Source organism: Pseudomonas edaphica (assembly GCF_965277385.1).
Classification (GTDB): domain Bacteria; phylum Pseudomonadota; class Gammaproteobacteria; order Pseudomonadales; family Pseudomonadaceae; genus Aquipseudomonas; species Aquipseudomonas edaphica.
In genome coordinates, this window is the sequence record NZ_OZ255725.1 from 3,298,745 (window position 1) to 3,315,382 (window position 16,638).

At 60.7% G+C, this 16,638-nt stretch carries 14 protein-coding genes; 8 read left to right on the plus strand and 6 right to left on the minus strand.

The annotated features are described in order from the left end of the window. Window position 1 precedes the first annotated feature (1 nt). The 3 genes from zigA to ACQY47_RS14865 are packed head-to-tail and all read left to right on the plus strand — an operon-like array spanning window position 2 to window position 2,856. Window positions 2-1,207 carry a zinc metallochaperone GTPase ZigA gene (zigA, locus tag ACQY47_RS14855; RefSeq protein WP_017135764.1) on the plus strand — a complete coding sequence of 402 codons (1,206 nt, stop codon included), beginning with the start codon at window positions 2-4 and terminating at the stop codon, window positions 1,205-1,207. Continuing rightward, on the plus strand, window positions 1,207-1,851 hold the full coding sequence (locus tag ACQY47_RS14860) for a DUF1826 domain-containing protein (protein WP_428549881.1): 645 nt from the start codon (window positions 1,207-1,209) through the stop codon (window positions 1,849-1,851). The genes zigA and ACQY47_RS14860 overlap by 1 nt, the downstream gene beginning before the upstream one ends. Window positions 1,852-1,893: 42 nt before the next feature. Then, window positions 1,894-2,856, plus strand: coding sequence for a CobW family GTP-binding protein (locus tag ACQY47_RS14865; RefSeq protein WP_428549884.1), 963 nt, complete (start codon window positions 1,894-1,896; stop codon window positions 2,854-2,856). On the opposite strand, the gene ACQY47_RS14870 is transcribed toward ACQY47_RS14865, so the two are convergent. Continuing rightward, complete coding sequence (locus tag ACQY47_RS14870) at window positions 2,850-3,245, minus strand: DUF3301 domain-containing protein (protein ID WP_017135767.1); 396 nt, start codon at window positions 3,243-3,245, stop codon at window positions 2,850-2,852. The genes ACQY47_RS14865 and ACQY47_RS14870 overlap by 7 nt on opposite strands. Window positions 3,246-3,362: 117 nt before the next feature. On the opposite strand from ACQY47_RS14870, the gene pdxY reads away from it, so the two are divergent. After that, window positions 3,363-4,235, plus strand: a complete 873-nt coding sequence (gene pdxY, locus ACQY47_RS14875; protein WP_058421087.1) for a pyridoxal kinase PdxY — start codon at window positions 3,363-3,365, stop codon at window positions 4,233-4,235. Window positions 4,236-4,365: 130 nt separating this feature from the next. Here pdxY and ACQY47_RS14880 read toward each other — a convergent pair whose 3' ends face one another. Beyond that, window positions 4,366-4,851 carry an acyl-CoA thioesterase gene (locus ACQY47_RS14880; protein ID WP_017135769.1) on the minus strand — a complete coding sequence of 162 codons (486 nt, stop codon included), beginning with the start codon at window positions 4,849-4,851 and terminating at the stop codon, window positions 4,366-4,368. Between the two features lie 292 nt (window positions 4,852-5,143). Here ACQY47_RS14880 and ACQY47_RS14885 point away from each other — a divergent pair, with 292 nt between their 5' ends. Further along, a complete protein-coding gene (locus ACQY47_RS14885; RefSeq protein ID WP_236445598.1) occupies window positions 5,144-6,907 on the plus strand; it encodes a cation:proton antiporter in 1,764 nt (587 codons plus the stop codon). 144 nt (window positions 6,908-7,051) lie between these two features. Here ACQY47_RS14885 and ACQY47_RS14890 read toward each other — a convergent pair whose 3' ends face one another. The 3 genes from ACQY47_RS14890 to uvrD form a co-directional block, all read right to left on the minus strand. Further along, window positions 7,052-7,459, minus strand: coding sequence for an SMI1/KNR4 family protein (locus tag ACQY47_RS14890; RefSeq protein ID WP_017135771.1), 408 nt, complete (start codon window positions 7,457-7,459; stop codon window positions 7,052-7,054). Window positions 7,460-7,594: 135 nt separating this feature from the next. Next, window positions 7,595-8,467: a Tim44 domain-containing protein gene (locus ACQY47_RS14895; protein ID WP_056860905.1), complete on the minus strand. Its 873-nt coding sequence runs from the start codon at window positions 8,465-8,467 to the stop codon at window positions 7,595-7,597. A gap of 341 nt (window positions 8,468-8,808) precedes the next feature. After that, entirely contained in the window at window positions 8,809-10,992 is a 2,184-nt protein-coding gene (gene uvrD / locus ACQY47_RS14900; protein WP_176992479.1) for a DNA helicase II, read from the minus strand. Window positions 10,993-11,271: 279 nt separating this feature from the next. Here uvrD and ACQY47_RS14905 point away from each other — a divergent pair, with 279 nt between their 5' ends. From ACQY47_RS14905 to ACQY47_RS14915, 3 genes are all read left to right on the plus strand, one after another. Continuing rightward, window positions 11,272-14,145, plus strand: a complete 2,874-nt coding sequence (locus ACQY47_RS14905) for a GGDEF domain-containing phosphodiesterase (protein ID WP_099550228.1) — start codon at window positions 11,272-11,274, stop codon at window positions 14,143-14,145. Between the two features lie 162 nt (window positions 14,146-14,307). Further along, entirely contained in the window at window positions 14,308-15,174 is an 867-nt protein-coding gene (gene hexR, locus ACQY47_RS14910) for a transcriptional regulator HexR (RefSeq protein ID WP_003177007.1), read from the plus strand. 224 nt (window positions 15,175-15,398) lie between these two features. Further along, window positions 15,399-15,593, plus strand: a complete 195-nt coding sequence (locus tag ACQY47_RS14915; protein WP_017135775.1) for a PA3496 family putative envelope integrity protein — start codon at window positions 15,399-15,401, stop codon at window positions 15,591-15,593. Here the strand turns inward: ACQY47_RS14915 and ACQY47_RS14920 are convergent. After that, complete coding sequence (locus tag ACQY47_RS14920) at window positions 15,523-16,497, minus strand: LysR family transcriptional regulator (RefSeq protein ID WP_017135776.1); 975 nt, start codon at window positions 16,495-16,497, stop codon at window positions 15,523-15,525. The genes ACQY47_RS14915 and ACQY47_RS14920 overlap by 71 nt on opposite strands. Window positions 16,498-16,638 lie beyond the last annotated feature (141 nt).

Consider the following 16,638-nt stretch of genomic DNA (forward strand, 5'->3'; position numbering starts at 1 on the left):
GATGACTAATCGCCTTCCCGTTACCGTGCTGTCCGGCTTTCTCGGCGCTGGTAAAAGCACGCTGCTCAACTACGTTCTGCGCAACCGCGAAAACCTGCGGGTGGCGGTGATCGTCAACGACATGAGTGAAATCAATATCGACGGCAGTGAGGTTCAGCGCGACGTCACGCTGAATCGCTCCGAAGAAAAACTGGTGGAGATGAGCAACGGCTGCATCTGCTGCACCTTGCGTGAAGACTTGCTGGAAGAAGTCACAAAGCTCGCCAAGGAAGGGCGCTTCGATTACCTGTTGATCGAGTCCACCGGCATTTCCGAGCCGCTGCCCGTGGCCGAAACCTTCACGTTTCGTGATGAAAACGAGCAAAGCCTGGCCGACATCGCGCGCCTGGACACCATGGTCACCGTGGTCGACGGCATGAATTTCCTGCTCGATTACCAAGCTGCCGAAAGCCTTGCCTCCCGGGGTGAAACCCTGGGCGAAGACGACGAGCGCTCCATCACTGACTTGCTGATCGAGCAGATCGAATTCGCTGACGTGATCCTGATCAGCAAGATCGACCTGATCAGCAGCCGCGAACGCGAAGAGTTGATGGCCATCCTTGAGCGCCTCAATGCCCAGGCGGAAATCATCCCGATGGTGATGGGTGAAGTGCCGCTGAACAAGATCCTCAACACCGGCCGGTTCGACTTCGAACGCGCAGCGCAAGCGCCGGGCTGGTTGCAGGAGCTACGCGGTGAACATGTGCCGGAAACCGAAGAATATGGCATCGCCTCCACCGCTTACCGCGCGCGTCGCCCGTTTCATCCGCAGCGTTTCTTCGACTTTATCGATCGCCCGTGGGTGAACGGCAAACTGCTGCGCTCCAAGGGCTTTTTCTGGCTGGCGAGCAAGCATCAGGATGCCGGCAGTTGGTCCCAGGCCGGTGGCTTGATGCGCCATGGTTTTGCCGGGCGCTGGTGGCGTTTTGTGCCGAAAAGCCAGTGGCCGCAAGACGAAGAAAGCGTAGCGGCGATCATGGGCAACTGGCAATTGAGCACCGGCGACTGCCGTCAGGAACTGGTGTTTATCGGGCAAAACATCGACTTCGCGCAGATGCGCGCCGAGCTGGACGCGTGCTTGCTTAACGATGAAGAAATGGCCCAGGGCGTCGAAGGCTGGCGCCAGTTGGCCGACCCCTTTGGCCCTTGGTATGAGCAGGTAGCCTGATGCTGGCCCCGGTAATTCCCTTACGCCCGGTGATCCGGCAGACCCGGGGTGAAACGCCGCTGGCGCTGTCGGACATCCTCGAAAACGACGTCAACCTGGCGCTGTGGCAGCGCCAGTTGCCCCTGCATATCGCCGAATTTGGTGCCTTGCTGGTGGCGCTCAATGAGCCGTTGGCGGATTCCTTGGTGATTGATCTCGACAATGAGGAGGCTGTGCCGAATTTGCAGGGTCTGGCCTCCAGTTGCCGTGATCTTGAGGGTTACGAAGGCTTTATCGCCGATGTGTCCTGGCTGGTCAGCGCGTTTGCTTGCCTGCTCGGTGCCAAGAGGATTGGCGTGCGTTTGCGGCTGTTGGACAAGGCCATGTGCCCGCGTTTTCACGTCGACCATGTGCCAGTTCGACTGATCACCACCTACGCCGGCATCGGCAGTCAGTGGCTGCGCGAAGGCGTGATGGACCGGCGTAAGCTCAGCCAGCCCGACGCGGAACCCACCGAGCGCATCGAGCAGGTCCACTGCGGCGAAGTGGCCTTGCTCAAGGGCACAAAATGGCACGGCAACGAGAACCATGGCTTGATCCATCGCTCACCCGCGCTCAAGGCCGACGAGCGCCGGTTGATCCTGACGCTGGATTGGCTCGCATAACCGCGTAGGATCAAGCGCTCTACCCGGCCTGAATGAAGCCCCATGCTGCAGAACATTCCCACCCACGTGATTGCCGGGCCTTTGGGCGCCGGCAAGACCAGCCTGATCAAACACCTGCTGGCCCAACGCCCGGCCAACGAGCGTTGGGCCGTGTTGATCAATGAGTTCGGGCAAATCGGCCTGGACGCTGCCTTGCTTACACAGGACGACGACGGCATTGCGCTGGGCGAAGTCGCCGGTGGCTGTTTGTGCTGTGTGAATGGTGCACCGTTCCAGATAGGGCTTGGCCGCCTGCTGCGTAAGGCGAAGCCGGATCGGCTGTTTATCGAGCCTTCGGGCTTGGGTCATCCGGCGCAGTTGCTCAAGCAGTTGCGCGAGGCGCCATGGCAGGGCGTGCTCGCGGTTCAGCCCTGTGTGTTGGTATTGGATGCCCAAGCGTTGGCGGCGGGCAAAGCATTGCCGCAAGCACAGCAGGAAGCGCTGGCCAGTGCCGGTTTGCTGGTACTGAACAAAGATGAAGCGGTGGATGCCTCACAGCGCCAGGCCATAGAACAGCAACTCCCTGCTGGCCCGATTTACTGGACCCGCCAGGCGCAATTGCCGCTGACGCAATTGCCCGGCCTGAATGCACAGGCTGGCGCAGCTGTGGATAACTTCGAGGTGCCCAAAGGCCTGGCACAGATGCCGGCGATCTGGACGGATCCTGCGTTGCCCATTTGCTTGAGCCAGGCCCAGGAAGGTGGCTGGAGTATCGGTTGGCGCTGGCATCCGAGCCAGTCGTTCGACATTGCGCACCTGCACAGCTGGCTGTCAGGCCTTGAATGGCGCCGTGCCAAGCTGGTTATCCACAGCGGCGTTACCTGGGTGTCGGCTAACGCTGTGGATAATGGTCCGCTCACCTGGCAACCCAGCGAATGGCGCCGCGATTCACGTATCGAATTGATTTTCAGCCAGCCACAGGACGTGGCTGGGCTACAGAGCGCGCTGGCCGCGTGCCGTCAGTGACGGGTCTTGCTGGCGTGGTCCTGGCGCCATTGGCTCAGCTCGATGACTTCGGCGCTGGGCTGCGGTGTCTTGATCTCGAACGGGTAGGGCGCCAATTCGATCTGCGCGCTGTGGGCGCCAAACTGAGTGATAGTCCCGGGATGACGGGCTTCCCCGGTCACAGTGAACTCAAAGTTGTAAATGCGTGCCAGACGCCGTCGACCATTGGCATCTTTCACAAAACCGATGCGTTTTAACGCCACTGCGCCGTCGAGCAGTTCGATATCCAGTTTGGCGCAATGCTGCTTGACCCGCTCCAGCGCCCGTTCGCGCAGGCCGTGGTTGTGCCACACCCAGGCGGCACCGGTCGCCAACAGCATCAACACGAAGATATTTCCCAGGGTCAGCATGCGATGAACTCCAACAAAGTGAGAGCAGCTTAACTGTGTCTCTGGTCTGTCGTACAGGCTGGGTTTAGTCGCATACTGCGCGGCCAGAATTCAAACGGCTTTACGGAAATCTCCCGCATGAAACGCACACCTCATCTGCTTGCGATCCAGTCTCATGTGGTCTTTGGCCACGCCGGAAACAGCGCCGCCGTGTTCCCCATGCAGCGGGTCGGGGTGAACGTCTGGCCGCTGAACACGGTGCAGTTCTCCAATCACACTCAGTATGGCCAGTGGGCGGGCGAAGTGCTGGCGCCGCAGCAAATTCCGGCGTTGGTAGAAGGCATTGCCGCGATTGGCGAGTTGGGCAACTGCGATGCGGTACTGTCCGGCTACTTGGGCAGTGCCGACCAGGGCCGAGCGATTCTTACCGGCGTGGCCCGTATCAAGGCCATCAACCCCAAGGCCCTGTACCTGTGCGACCCAGTCATGGGCCATCCGGAAAAAGGCTGCATCGTGCCCCAGGAAGTCAGCGATTTCCTGCTGGATGAGGCGGCGGCCATGGCGGATTTCCTGTGCCCCAACCAACTGGAGCTGGACAGCTTTGCCGGGCGCAAGCCGCAATCGCTGTTCGATTGCCTGGCCATGGCCAAGGCACTGCTGGCCCGTGGGCCGAAGGCGGTGTTGGTCAAGCACCTGGATTACCCGGGCAAGCTACCGGAGGGTTTCGAGATGCTGCTGGTTACCGCTGAAGGCAGCTGGCACTTGCGCCGGCCGTTGCTGGCGTTCCCGCGTCAGCCGGTGGGCGTGGGCGACCTGACGTCGGGGTTATTCCTGGCGCGTGTGCTGTTGGGTGACAGCCTGTTGGCGGCCTTCGAATTCACCGCCGCAGCGGTGCATGAAGTGCTGCTGGAAACCCAGGCCTGCGCCAGTTACGAGCTGGAGCTGGTACGGGCTCAGGATCGTATCGCGCATCCTCGCGTACGCTTTGAGGCAACACCCATCGGCCTGTAAGCACACAAAACCCAATGTGGGAGCTGGCTTGCCTGCGATAGCGGTGTGTCAGGCGACAAAGATGTCGACTGTCAGGCCCTCATCGCAGGCAAGCCAGCTCCCACATTCGATTGGGTTTACAGCTCGAAATTTACGGCCCGTCTGCCTTGATTTCCCGATAACGCTTCTCCAGCTCCTGACGAATCTGCCGACGCTGTTGCGCCTGCACAAAGCGGCGCTTGTCTTCGCTGTTCTGTGGCTGCAGGGGCGGTACGGCGGCGGGTTTGCGCTGGTCGTCCACGGCCACCATGGTGAAGAAGCAGCTGTTGGTATGGCGCACCGAGCGCTCGCGGATGTTTTCGGTCACCACCTTGATGCCCACTTCCATCGATGTGTTGCCGGTGTAGTTGACCGAGGCCAGGAAGGTCACCAGCTCGCCGACATGGATCGGCTCGCGAAAAATCACCTGGTCGACCGACAGCGTGACCACATAACGGCCCGCGTAACGGCTCGCGCAGGCGTAGGCCACTTCGTCGAGGTATTTGAGCAGGGTGCCGCCGTGCACATTGCCTGAGAAGTTGGCCATGTCAGGGGTCATCAATACCGTCATCGACAGCTGGGCGTTTCCGGGTTCCATAGCACACTCACGGGTTGTAGGCATTGGTTGGGGGACACCTCTACGGGTGCTGGAATCTTTACAGCGCTCTCCCTAACGGGACGCCAGTGGGCGGCTTGCCGTCACGCGAACGCCGATCTGTTTCCATATATTGCACCGGCTTTCTGCCGGAAGTCGTGGTGTTAACCTTCAAAAGCCCATCCCAGGGCATTTCTTACGATCAAGGCAGACTTTTCCTTCCGCGCTTAGCGACTGTTCAAGGGCGCGTGTGGAAGTGGGAAAAGCGCCAGTAGCCCTCAAGGAGCCCCTCGCCATGCACGCCATCAGCTTTATCCAGGACTTGGCCGTGATCATGCTGGTGGCAGGGGTTGTCACCATCCTGTTCCACCGCCTCAAGCAGCCGGTGGTGCTGGGGTACATCGTCGCGGGGTTCATCATTGGCCCTCACACGCCACCGTTCGGCCTGATCCACGACGAAGACACCATCAAGACCCTGGCTGAGCTGGGGGTGATCTTCCTGATGTTCTGCCTGGGCCTGGAGTTCAGCCTGCGCAAGTTGTTCAAGGTCGGCGCCACGGCGTTTATCGCGGCCTTCCTGGAAATCATCCTGATGATCTGGATCGGCTACGAGATCGGCCGCTGGTTTGACTGGAACACCATGGATTCGCTGTTCTTGGGCGCGATCCTGGCGATTTCCTCGACCACCATCATCGTTAAGGCGCTGAATGACCTGAAGATGAAGAACCAGCGCTTTGCCCAGCTGATTTTTGGCGTGCTGATCGTCGAGGACATCCTGGGCATCGGCATCATCGCCTTGCTGTCGAGCATTGCCGTCAGCGGCACGGTGAGTTCCGGTGAGGTGTTCTCCACGGTCGGCAAGCTGTCGCTGTTCATGATCGTGGCGTTGGTCATCGGCATTTTGCTGGTGCCGCGCCTGTTGGCCTATGTGGCCAAGTTTGAAAGTAACGAGATGCTGCTGATCACCGTGTTGGGCCTGTGTTTCGGCTTTTGCCTGCTGGTGGTCAAGCTCGAATACAGCATGGTGCTGGGCGCGTTCCTGATCGGCGCGATCATGGCAGAATCTCGCCAGTTGATTAAAATTGAACGCCTGATAGAGCCGGTTCGCGACATGTTCAGCGCGATCTTCTTTGTCGCCATCGGCTTGATGATCGACCCGCAGATCCTGCTGCAGTACGCCTGGCCAATCGCGGTGATTACCGTGGCAGTAGTGCTGGGCAAGATGCTGTCATGCGGCCTGGGGGCGTTTATTGCCGGCAATGATGGCCGTACCTCACTGCGTGTGGGTATGGGGCTGTCACAGATTGGCGAGTTTTCCTTCATCATCGCCGCGCTGGGGATGACCTTGCAGGTGACCAGTGACTTCCTCTATCCGGTGGCGGTGGCGGTTTCGGCGATCACCACGCTGCTCACGCCGTACCTGATTCGCGGCGCTGACCCATTGTCGTTAAAGATTGCCGCGGTAATGCCCAAGCGCATGAGCCGGGTGTTCGGCCTGTATGGCGAATGGTTGCGCAGTATTCAGCCTCAAGGTGAGGGCGCGATGCTGGCGTCGATGATTCGCAAGATCATCCTGCAAGTGGGCGTGAACCTGGCATTGGTGATCGCGATCTTCTTTGCCGGCAGCTTCTTCGCGGCGCGCATTGGCGGGTACCTGGAAGGCTGGATCAGTGATCCGAGCTGGCAGAAGGCATTGATCTGGGGTGGGGCGTTGCTGCTGTCGCTGCCGTTTCTGATTGCGGCGTACCGCAAGCTCAAGGCGCTGTCGATGTTGCTGGCGGAGATGAGTGTGAAACCGGAGATGGCCGGGCGGCATACCCAGCGTGTGCGACGGGTGATCGCGGAGGTGATCCCGATCCTGTCGCTGTTGGTGATCTTCCTGCTATTGGCAGCCTTGTCGGCGAGTATTTTGCCGACCAACAAGTTGCTGGTGCTGATTGCCGTGGTCACGGCGGCGGTGGCGGCGGTGCTCTGGCGGTGGTTCATCCGCGTGCATACGCGGATGCAGGTCGCCTTGCTGGAGACCCTGGATAACCACAAAGATACGCCAGAGCACTGATGTCATTGTGGCGAGGGAGCTTGCTCCCGCTGGGGTGCGCAGCAGCCCTAAAACAGTCACCTCGCCACACCTGGAAAAACGCGTTGCCCTGGTTGGGGCTGCTTCGCAGCCCAGCGGGAGCAAGCTCCCTCGCCACAAAAAGCGTCAGCTTTCCAGCCAGACGTCCCGCGCCCAGTGCCACACCGATTCCCAGGTTTCTTCGGTGACCAGTTCTTCTTCGCCGGACCACAGCACCACGGTGCCGTCCTCTTCGACGCAGTAGTAGTCATCGCCGTCCTGGCAGATCGGGATCATGCTGCGGTCAACACCGGCGTCCCAGGCGTTGGCGGCAACGTCCGGCAGGTAGGTGTGGGACTGCGGGTCGGTGACGGTCACCGGTTCCAGGCTGCCGTACACCACGTCGCTGACGGTCAGCAGGAATTCACGGAATACAAACGGGATGTCGATGAACAGTTGTTCTTCGATTTCCACAATCTGGTCTTCGTCAGGCAGCTCCAGAGGAACCGGGACCGGTTCGTTGGCTTCACGCAATTGTTCGATGATTTCTTCCACGGCCGGGATCCTCTTGCTAGTTGGCGCGGTTAATAGGGCGTTTTATACAGTAGCTCGCTATAAGTGCAACCGCGAAATAGAAAACCCCGGAACATGTCCGGGGTTTTTATTACCAAGTGCTCAAGCGTAGGGTTATCAGCCGTTCTGGCGGATACCTGCGACCAGCCAAGGCTGGTTCTCGCCTTGCGGGCGTTCCATGTTCCAGCTTTCGCTGAACACTTCGCCCTGGTCGAAACGCGAGGTCTTCGACACACCGCTGAAGGTCAGGGTGGCGATGGTCTTGTCGGCGCGATCATCCACACCGTCCAGCTGTACGCGCAGGTCGTCGATGTAAGTCGACTGGAACGCATCACCGATTTCGGCGCGTTCGCGCTTGAGGAACTCCAGCAGTTGCGGGGTCACGAACTCGGCGATCTTGTCCATTTCGTTGGCGTCCCAGTGCTGCTGCAGGGACTGGAAGTGGCTGCGGGCCGCTTCGACGAAACGTTCTTCGTTGAACCAGGCCGGTGCATTGATCACCGGGCGGGCGGCGGCAGGTGCTGCCGAACCACCGAAGATCGAACCCATGGCTGGTTTTTGCTCGAACACTTCACGCTGCATCGGCGCGCCGGCTGGCGCCAGGTGCTCCTGCTGCTTGCGTCGACGGGCGGCGATAAAGCGGAAGATCACAAACGCGATGACCGCCAGGATCAGGATGTCGAAGATCTGCATGCCCTGGAAGCCGCCGCCCATGAACATGGAAGCGAGCAGGCCACCGGCGGCGATACCGGCCAGAGGGCCTAACCAGCGCGAAGCACCGCCGGCCTTGGCAGCAGCGCCAGCGGCACCGGCTGCACCAGCGGTCGCAGCTGCGCCGCCCATGCCACCGGCGGAAGGAGCCATTTGGCTGGTCTGGTGAGTCGGAGCCGAGCCCATGCTTTTGCCGCCACCGAAGCGCTTGGCGTTGGCGTCGAGGCTCATCGTCAGGCCGATGCACAACGCCATGGCGATGCTAAGAAAACGTTTCATAAAGGGAATTCCCATTTGTGGATTGCACGCGCGCCATGTTGCACAGGTGTCGTGACAGTGGCTAGCGACATAATGTTTCGGGCTTTTGCGTAAGACCGATTCAGAATGGCCCGTAGGACTTATCTCAGATATTGGCCCGCGCTTGGTAAAAACAAGGGCGGGCCATCAACCTTCATGTAACGCGAAGTTTCATCATATTGGCTTATGTGGTGAGGGAGCTTGCTCCCGCTGGGCTGCGAAGCAGCCCCTGACTGGCAAACGCAGCCTGATAGATTGGCACGGCGCAAAATCGGAGCGCTTCGTGTTCCAGCGGGAGCAAGCTCCCTCGCCACAAGCGATTGTCAGATGGCTTCGAGCTTTGCATAGCCCATCATCAGCCACTTGCTGCCTTCGGCGAAGTTCACCTGTACCCGCGCCTGGGCGCCGGCACCCTCGAAGTTAAGGATCACACCCTCACCGAAGATCGCATGTTTGACCTGCTGGCCAAGGCTGAAGGGTGTTTCCGGAATCTCGGAACCGGCGAACATGCTGCTGGAGTTCTGCTGCTGGCCGCCGCCGAACGGTCGGCTGACGCTGTTGGACAAGCGCACTTCCTGGATCAGCCCCTTCGGCACTTCACGTACGAAGCGCGACACCTTGTTGTAGGTCTCGCTGCCGTACAGGCGTCGGGTCTCGGCGTAGGTCATCACCAGGTTCTGCATGGCGCGGGTGATGCCCACGTAGGCCAGGCGGCGTTCTTCCTCAAGGCGGCCGGGCTCTTCCAGGCTCATCTTGTGTGGGAACAGGCCTTCTTCCATGCCTACCAGGAACACATACGGAAATTCCAGGCCCTTGGCGCTGTGCAAGGTCATCAGCTGGATGCTGTCTTCATGCTCATCGGCCTGGGTATCACCGGCTTCCAGCGACGCATGGCCGAGGAAGGCGGCGAGCGGCGTCAGCTCTTCGTCTTCCTCGGTGTTTTCGAATGCGCGGGCCGCGCTGACCAGCTCCTCAAGGTTTTCTACCCGGGCCTGGCCTTTTTCGCCTTTTTCCGCTTCGTGATAGGCGATCAGGCCGGACTGCTCGATCACGGTCTGGGTCATCAAGTGCAGCGGCATTTCCGCGCATTTGGCCGCCAGGTTCTCGATCAGCTCGACAAACACGCCCAATGCCCCGGCGGCGCGGCCGGTCAGGCCCTTGTTGGCGATCAGCAAGCGCATGGATTCCCACATCGACACATCGGCGTGGCGGGCGTGGTCGCGAATCGCTTCAACGGTTTTCTCACCGATGCCACGCGCCGGGATGTTGATCACCCGCTCCAGCGCCGCATCGTTGCCACGGCCTTCCAGCAAGCGCAGGTAGGCCATGGCGTTCTTGATTTCGGCCCGTTCAAAGAAACGCTGGCCACCATAGATGCGGTACGGAATGCGCTCGCGCAGCAAGGCTTCTTCAAGTACCCGCGATTGGGCGTTGGAGCGGTACAAAATCGCGATATCGCTGCGCGCCAGGCCGGTTTTCAGCGCGCTTTCGATGGTTTCCACCACGTAGCGCGCTTCGTCGTGTTCATTGAACGCGGCGTACAGGTTGATCGCTTCGCCTTCGCCGCCGTCGGTCCACAACTCTTTGCCCATGCGCCCGGTGTTGTTGGCGATCAAGGCGTTGGCGGCCTTGAGGATGCCAGCGGTGGAGCGGTAATTCTGTTCCAGGCGGATGGTGATCGCGTCCGGGAAGTCGTCGGAATACTGGTAGATGTTCTCGATTTTTGCGCCGCGCCAGCCGTAGATCGACTGGTCGTCGTCGCCCACCACCATCAGGCTGTCGCCGCCCTTGGCCAGCAGGCGCAACCAGGCGTACTGCACGGCGTTGGTGTCCTGGAACTCGTCCACCAGAATGTGTCGGAAGCGTTTCTGGTAATGGGCCAGCAAGCCTGGGTTGTCGCGCCACAGGTCGAGGGCGCGCAGCAGCAGCTCGGAGAAGTCGATCACACCGGCGCGCACGCAGGCGGCCTCGTAGGCTTCATAAATGCTGCGCATGGTGGCCAGGAACAAATCGCCGCTGGCCTGGATATGTTGCGGGCGCAGGCCTTCGTCTTTCTGACCGTTGATAAACCATTGCGCCTGGCGCGCCGGCCAGCGTTGCTCGTCCAGGCCCAGCTCGCGGATCACCCGCTTGACCAGGCGTTGCTGGTCGTCGCTGTCGAGAATCTGAAAGGTCTGGCTCAACCCGGCTTCCTGCCAGTGCGCCCGCAACAGGCGGTGCGCCAAGCCGTGGAACGTGCCCACCCACATGCCGGCCGGGCTGATGCCCATCAACTGCTCGATGCGGTGGCGCATCTCGGCAGCGGCCTTGTTGGTGAAGGTCACCGACAGGATGGAATGCGGGGACGCGTTTTCGACCTGGATCAACCAGGCGATACGGTGCACCAGCACTCGGGTTTTACCGGAGCCAGCACCGGCCAGGACCAACTGACGGCCAACGGGGGCTGCAACAGCCTGGCGTTGGGCATCGTTGAGGGAGTTCAGCAAAAGGGAGAGATCATCGCGCATCGGCGCATTCTAGGGTGCTGCGGGGAGTCGGGCAAATCCCAATGCTGGGTGGTCGATACAAAACATTCCGGGCGATCCTGGCCGCGCAAACATTCTGCTGGCGGTGATGACCGGTTGGTCATGGCCCACAGCCCGCGCAGGGTCTAGCTCAAGCGCTTTGACCGCGAAGTTTGCGGGTAAAAACCGTGGGGTTTTTATGACTTGGAGCAGTTTGGCCCAAGCGTTTGCTTGTGTATGCTCCGTCCACGTTTCGGGCTCACCATTATAAGAACACTGCCTATGACCCTCAGTCCCGACCTGTTTGGCCCCTCGGTGGCGCCCGCGCAGGTCATTCGTAAACATTACGCAACCGAGATAGCGGTCGAACGCACTCGCCTGTTGTATCAAGGCTCATTGCTGCCGACGTTACTGATGCTGGTCAACGGCCTGGTCTGCGCCTGGTTGCTGTGGAACCCCAAGCAATACCTGTTGGACAGCATCTGGCTGGTCTGGCTGCTCGCCCTGGTAGCCCTGCGCGTCATCCAGGTGGCGGCCTTTGATTCGGCGATGCCCAGTCGCCAGGCCCAGCCGATCTGGCGGCGCATGTTCATGCTCGGCTCGGCGGTCAGCGGGCTGACCCTGGCCACCGCCGCCATTGCCCTGGTGCCGGCCAATAGCTTTATGCAGCAGGCCTGGGTATTCGGCCTGATTGGCGCCGCGACGTTGTCAGCCAGCGTGGCCTATGCCGTGAGCTTGCCGGCGTTCCTGTCCTTTGCGGTGCCGTGCCTCGTGCCGCCCATCGTCTATCTGTTTTGGAACGGCGCCTCGCAGCAGCAAGGCTGGGGCGTGCTCGGCCTGATCCTGCTGGCGTCCCTGAGCCTGGTGGCGTGGCAGGTCAACCGCCTGATCCAGCGCGGTTTGTTGCGGCGCTTCCAGAACCAGGCGCTGATCGAGCATCTTCAGCAAGCGCAGCAACGCAGCGAGCAGTTGAATCAGGAACTGGTGCGCGAAGTCGGCCAACGTCGCCAGGCCGAACAGGAATTACGCGACGCGCAGATCGGCCTGCAAGACCGCGTGACGCAACGCAGCCAGGAGCTGGACGCCGCCAGCCTGGCCCTGAATAAAAGCGAAGCGCGCCTGGCCATGGCCCTGCAAGCCAGTGAGTTGGGCCTGTGGGACTGGAACCTGCAAACCGACGAGGTGCATCACACCCAGCTCAAAGAGTTGTTTGGCCTGGAGCCGGAGTACGTCACGGCGATGCTCAGCCACCTCAAGCCGCGCCTGCACCCCGAAGACCTGCCGCTGCTCAAGCGTGCGTTGGTGGAGCACCTCAAAGGGCGCAGCGACGATTACCAGGTGGAATACCGCGTGCGCCATGGCGACGGCCATTGGGTGTGGATCGAAGACCGTGGCCGCGCCGTGGAGCGCACGCCCGGCGGCCGCGTCACGCGCATGCTCGGCACGCGCCGCGACATCAGCGCCGACAAGGCACTGGAGGAGCAGCAACGCCTGGCCTCGACGGTGTTCGAAGCGGCCAGCGAAGGCATCGTGATTCTTGACCCTGAGTACGTGCTGATCGCCGTCAACCAGGCCTTCAGTCGCGTCACCGGCTTTGAAATCGACGACATGATCGGCCGCAATGTCGTCGAACTGCCCAGCAGCCGTGACGCCCGCCGTCACTTCCCGGTGATCCGCCAGGCACTGCTCAGCCATGGCACCTGGCAGGGCGAGTTGGTGGAAACGCGCAAGAACGGCGAGCTGTACCCGCAGTGGCTGCAATTGAATGTGGTGCGCGATGCTCGGGGAAAAGTCAGCCATATTGTGGGCTTCTTCGCCGATTTGTCCGCGCGGCGTGAATCCGAGGAGCGCATGCGCTACCTCACTCACTACGACGAGCTGACGGGCCTGGCCAACCGTTCGCTGTTTCGCGAACGCCTGCGTGAGGCCCATGCGCGGGTGCGTCAGGGCGGGCGCAGCCTGGCGCTGCTGCATATCAACCTGGACCGCTTCAAGCTGCTCAACGACAGCCTCGGCCATGAAGTCGCCGACCAGCTGTTGCAGAAAATGGCCCGCCGTCTGATCAATGCCTTGCCTGAAGCTGACACCATCGCACGCCTGTCCGGTGATGAGTTTGCCGTGCTGTTCGATGCCTACGGCAGCCTGTCGAGCCTGGCACGGGTGGCCACGCGGCTGCTCGCCAAATTGCGGGTGCCGGTGACGGTGGAGGGGCATGAGCTGGTGGTCAGTGCCTCCATGGGCGTCAGCTTGCTGCCGGATAATGCGCGGGAAATTTCTGCGCTGGTCAGCCAATCCAACATGGCCATGCAGCACGCCAAGCATTTGGGCGGCAATAATTTCCAGTTCTACACCGACAGCCTGCAAGCCAGCACGCTGGAGCGTTTGCAGCTGGAAAACCACCTGCGCAAGGCCATCGACGAGCGCCAGCTCACGGTGTTCTACCAACCGAAACTGTGCCTGGCCACTGGCAAATTGAACGCCGCTGAGGCGCTGGTGCGCTGGGAGCACCCGCAGTGGGGCATGGTGCCGCCGGGGGACTTTATCGGCTTGGCCGAGGAAACCGGTCTGATCGTGCCGCTGGGCGAATTCGTGCTGCGTCAGGCGTGCTGGCAGGCGTGCGAATGGCAGCGCCAGGGGCTGGCGCCGATCCGCGTGTCGGTGAACCTTTCCGTGCATCAGCTGCGCCAGGGCAAGTTGGTCAGCCTGGTGCGCCAGGTGCTGGAAGAAACCGGCCTGGACCCGCAATACCTGGAGCTGGAGCTGACCGAAAGCCAGCTACTCGACAGCGTTGAGCACATCATTGCGACCTTCCAGCAACTGCGCGATCTGGGCGTGAAGTTGGCCATCGATGACTTCGGCACCGGGTATTCGTCCCTCAGTTACCTCAAGCGCATCCCGGTGGATTACGTGAAGATCGACCAGACGTTTATCCGTGGGCTTGGCCAGGGCCGGGAAGATGCGGCCATCACTCGCGCAATCATCGCCATGGCCCACGGGCTGGCGCTCAAGGTGGTGGCCGAAGGTGTGGAAGACCAGCAGCAGCTGGATTTCCTGCGCGGCGAACGCTGCGATGAAGTACAGGGTTACCTGATCAGTCGGCCGATGGCCGCTGAAGGGCTGGCAGATTTATTGCGAAAAAATGCAGACTTTCCTTAAAGACCGTCACACCACCCGTGTGGCTACAAGGCGCCTACCCGCTGATTCAAAGGGCATCAGGGCGATTTAGTGATGCATCGGGCGGGCAAAACGGTAATTCTTGTAGTATAACTACAAGCTTGCTACATCCCTGGCGTCTGCCAATAACAAGAGTCCTGCCCTTTGAACCTGTTGCAACATATCGCCCAGTCGCGCCACCTGTTACGCAAATCGGAACTCAAGGTTGCCGATCACGTGCTGCTTGACCCTGCGGCTGTGATGCACAGTTCCATGGCCGACCTGGCCCACAGCGTGGGCATCAGTGAGCCGACCATCGTGCGCTTTTGCCGTGCCATCGGTTGTTCCGGGTTCCAGGATTTGAAACTCAAGCTGGCGCAAAGCCTGGCGGCCGGTGCGAGCTTCGGGCAGTTTGCTATCCATGAAGACGACTCCGTCGCCGACTACAGCCTGAAAATCTTCGACACCACCTTGCACACGCTGATGGAAGTGCGCGAGAAGCTCGATCCGGTGGAGTTGCAAAAGGCCGTGACCGCCATGTCCCAGGCCCAGCGCGTAGAGTTTTATGGTTTTGGTGCTTCGGGTGCCGTCGCCGCTGATGCCCAGCACAAATTCTTCCGCCTGCTGCTCACCGCCGCGGCCTACAGCGACCCGCACATGCAGGCGATGTCGGCGGTGACCTTGAAACCGACCGACGTGGCCATCTGCATTTCCCAGTCCGGGCGCTCCAAAGACCTGCTGATCACCGCCAACCTGGTGCGTGAAAGCGGCGCTTCGTTGATCACCCTGTGCCCGAGCCAGACGCCGTTGGCAGAGCTGTCCACGGTCAACCTGGCGATCGACGTGCACGAAGACACTGAAATCTACACGCCGCTGACCTCGCGTATTGCGCATCTGGTGGTGATCGACGTGTTGGCGATGGGCGTGGCCATGGCGCGCGGGCCGAGCCTGGTCAACCACCTCAAGAGCGTGAAGCGCAGCTTGCGCAGCCTGCGGTTGTCACCCAAGTCCGTCAAAGCCCTCGACGACTGATTCGAGGTCGCCCTCGGTCAAATGTGGGAGCTGGCTTGCCTGCGATGGCTGTGTATCAGTCGCCGGATATGTCGGCTGACCCACCGCTATCGCAGGCAAGCCAGCTCCCACCTTACGTTTTGCGCTTATTTCAGAAGATTCATCGTCCTGTAACCCTCGCGCCGCCAAACCGTCATCGCCCAAGGCCATCCTGTACTCCCCGTACTCGCATTGGGAGACTCGAAATGGCCCGGCACTACGAAGACAGCAGCACCGTCAAAACCCGTCGTCAGCAAGAAGACCAGCGCCGCATGGCGTTCCGTCGCGCAATCGAAGACCGCTGCGAGGAGCGCCAGTTGCTCCAGAGCATCAGTGACTACCCGGAACTCCACTGGCAGGCACCCGCGGCTGCCCAGCGAAACGCTCAGCCAGCGCGCTGATCTGTACGCGTTCGCTGCGGATAAAGCCCAGGAACGCATGGGCCACCGGTGACAGGCGCTTGGCCTTGGCTTGCACCAGGCACCAACTGCGGTACAGCGGCAGTTCTTCTACCGGCAGCTCCTTGAGCCCGCCGGTGGCCAGCTCCAGGTTGACTGCGTGGCGCGTCAGCAACGCCACGCCCAACCCTGCATTCACGCACTCGCGCTGCGCCTCGGCCGAGGCCACTTCCACTGTTTGGGTGAAGTGCACGCGTTTTTCCTTGAAGTACTCCTCGCAGGCCAGTCGCGTGCCGGAACCTGGTTCGCGGATGAGCAGCGTGTAGGGTTCCAGGTCTTGAAGGCGCAGCGGTCCTTGCAGGCTTAACGGGTGATCGAGCGGCGCCACGGCGACAATCGGGTTGTTAAGAAACGGCAGGAATTCCAGGCCCATGTCCTGGGGCACCATGGACATGATCACCAGGTCGTCGCGGTTGTCCGACAGCCTGCGAATCACCTGGGCGCGGTTGACCACCGTGAGGTGCAACTGCACCTCCGGGTGCTGGCGTTTAAAGGCCGCGAACAGGTGCGGCACGAAGTACTTGGCGCTGGATTCCACCGCCAGTTTCAGTTGGCCTTGCAGCGAGCCCTGCATGTCCGACAGCTGCATATCGAGGTTTTCCAGGCGCCCGAAAATATCCCGGCTGGCGCGCTGCAAGGCCTCGGCGGCTTCAGTCATGTAGAGCTTTTTGCCGACGTAATCGAACAGCGGCTGGCCGATCAGCTCTTCAAGCTGGCGAATTTGCAGGCTGACGGCGGGTTGCGTGAGAGACATTTCCTCGGCCGCGCGGCTGTAGGAGCGCAAATCACACACTTCATTGAAGATCTGCAATTGACGCAATGTCATACGCATCAATGACTTACGCATTATTTAAATCCTCTCGCCCAAGGCCGTCCGGCCAACTATAAGTCTTTACTTATACACAGCCCAATAATTATTGATTTTTGTTAATCCTCCGTTGCGCCTAGTGTGTGTCTCGCGACTGTCATGAAACATTTGGTCACGCGC

Bases quoted from the DNA above. Each gene is read 5' to 3' on its own strand.
- ACQY47_RS14865 (WP_428549884.1), top strand. From the start codon at position 1,894: ATGCTGCAGAACATTCCCACCCACGTGATTGCCGGGCCTTTGGGCGCC.
- ACQY47_RS14885 (WP_236445598.1), top strand. From the start codon at position 5,144: ATGCACGCCATCAGCTTTATCCAGGACTTGGCCGTGATCATGCTGGTG.
- ACQY47_RS14915 (WP_017135775.1), top strand. From the start codon at position 15,399: ATGGCCCGGCACTACGAAGACAGCAGCACCGTCAAAACCCGTCGTCAG.
- ACQY47_RS14920 (WP_017135776.1), bottom strand. From the start codon at position 16,497: ATGCGTAAGTCATTGATGCGTATGACATTGCGTCAATTGCAGATCTTC.
- ACQY47_RS14880 (WP_017135769.1), bottom strand. From the start codon at position 4,851: ATGGAACCCGGAAACGCCCAGCTGTCGATGACGGTATTGATGACCCCT.
- pdxY (WP_058421087.1), top strand. From the start codon at position 3,363: ATGAAACGCACACCTCATCTGCTTGCGATCCAGTCTCATGTGGTCTTT.
- uvrD (WP_176992479.1), bottom strand. From the start codon at position 10,992: ATGCGCGATGATCTCTCCCTTTTGCTGAACTCCCTCAACGATGCCCAA.
- ACQY47_RS14860 (WP_428549881.1), top strand. From the start codon at position 1,207: ATGCTGGCCCCGGTAATTCCCTTACGCCCGGTGATCCGGCAGACCCGG.
- zigA (WP_017135764.1), top strand. From the start codon at position 2: ATGACTAATCGCCTTCCCGTTACCGTGCTGTCCGGCTTTCTCGGCGCT.
- ACQY47_RS14870 (WP_017135767.1), bottom strand. From the start codon at position 3,245: ATGCTGACCCTGGGAAATATCTTCGTGTTGATGCTGTTGGCGACCGGT.
- ACQY47_RS14905 (WP_099550228.1), top strand. From the start codon at position 11,272: ATGACCCTCAGTCCCGACCTGTTTGGCCCCTCGGTGGCGCCCGCGCAG.
- ACQY47_RS14895 (WP_056860905.1), bottom strand. From the start codon at position 8,467: ATGAAACGTTTTCTTAGCATCGCCATGGCGTTGTGCATCGGCCTGACG.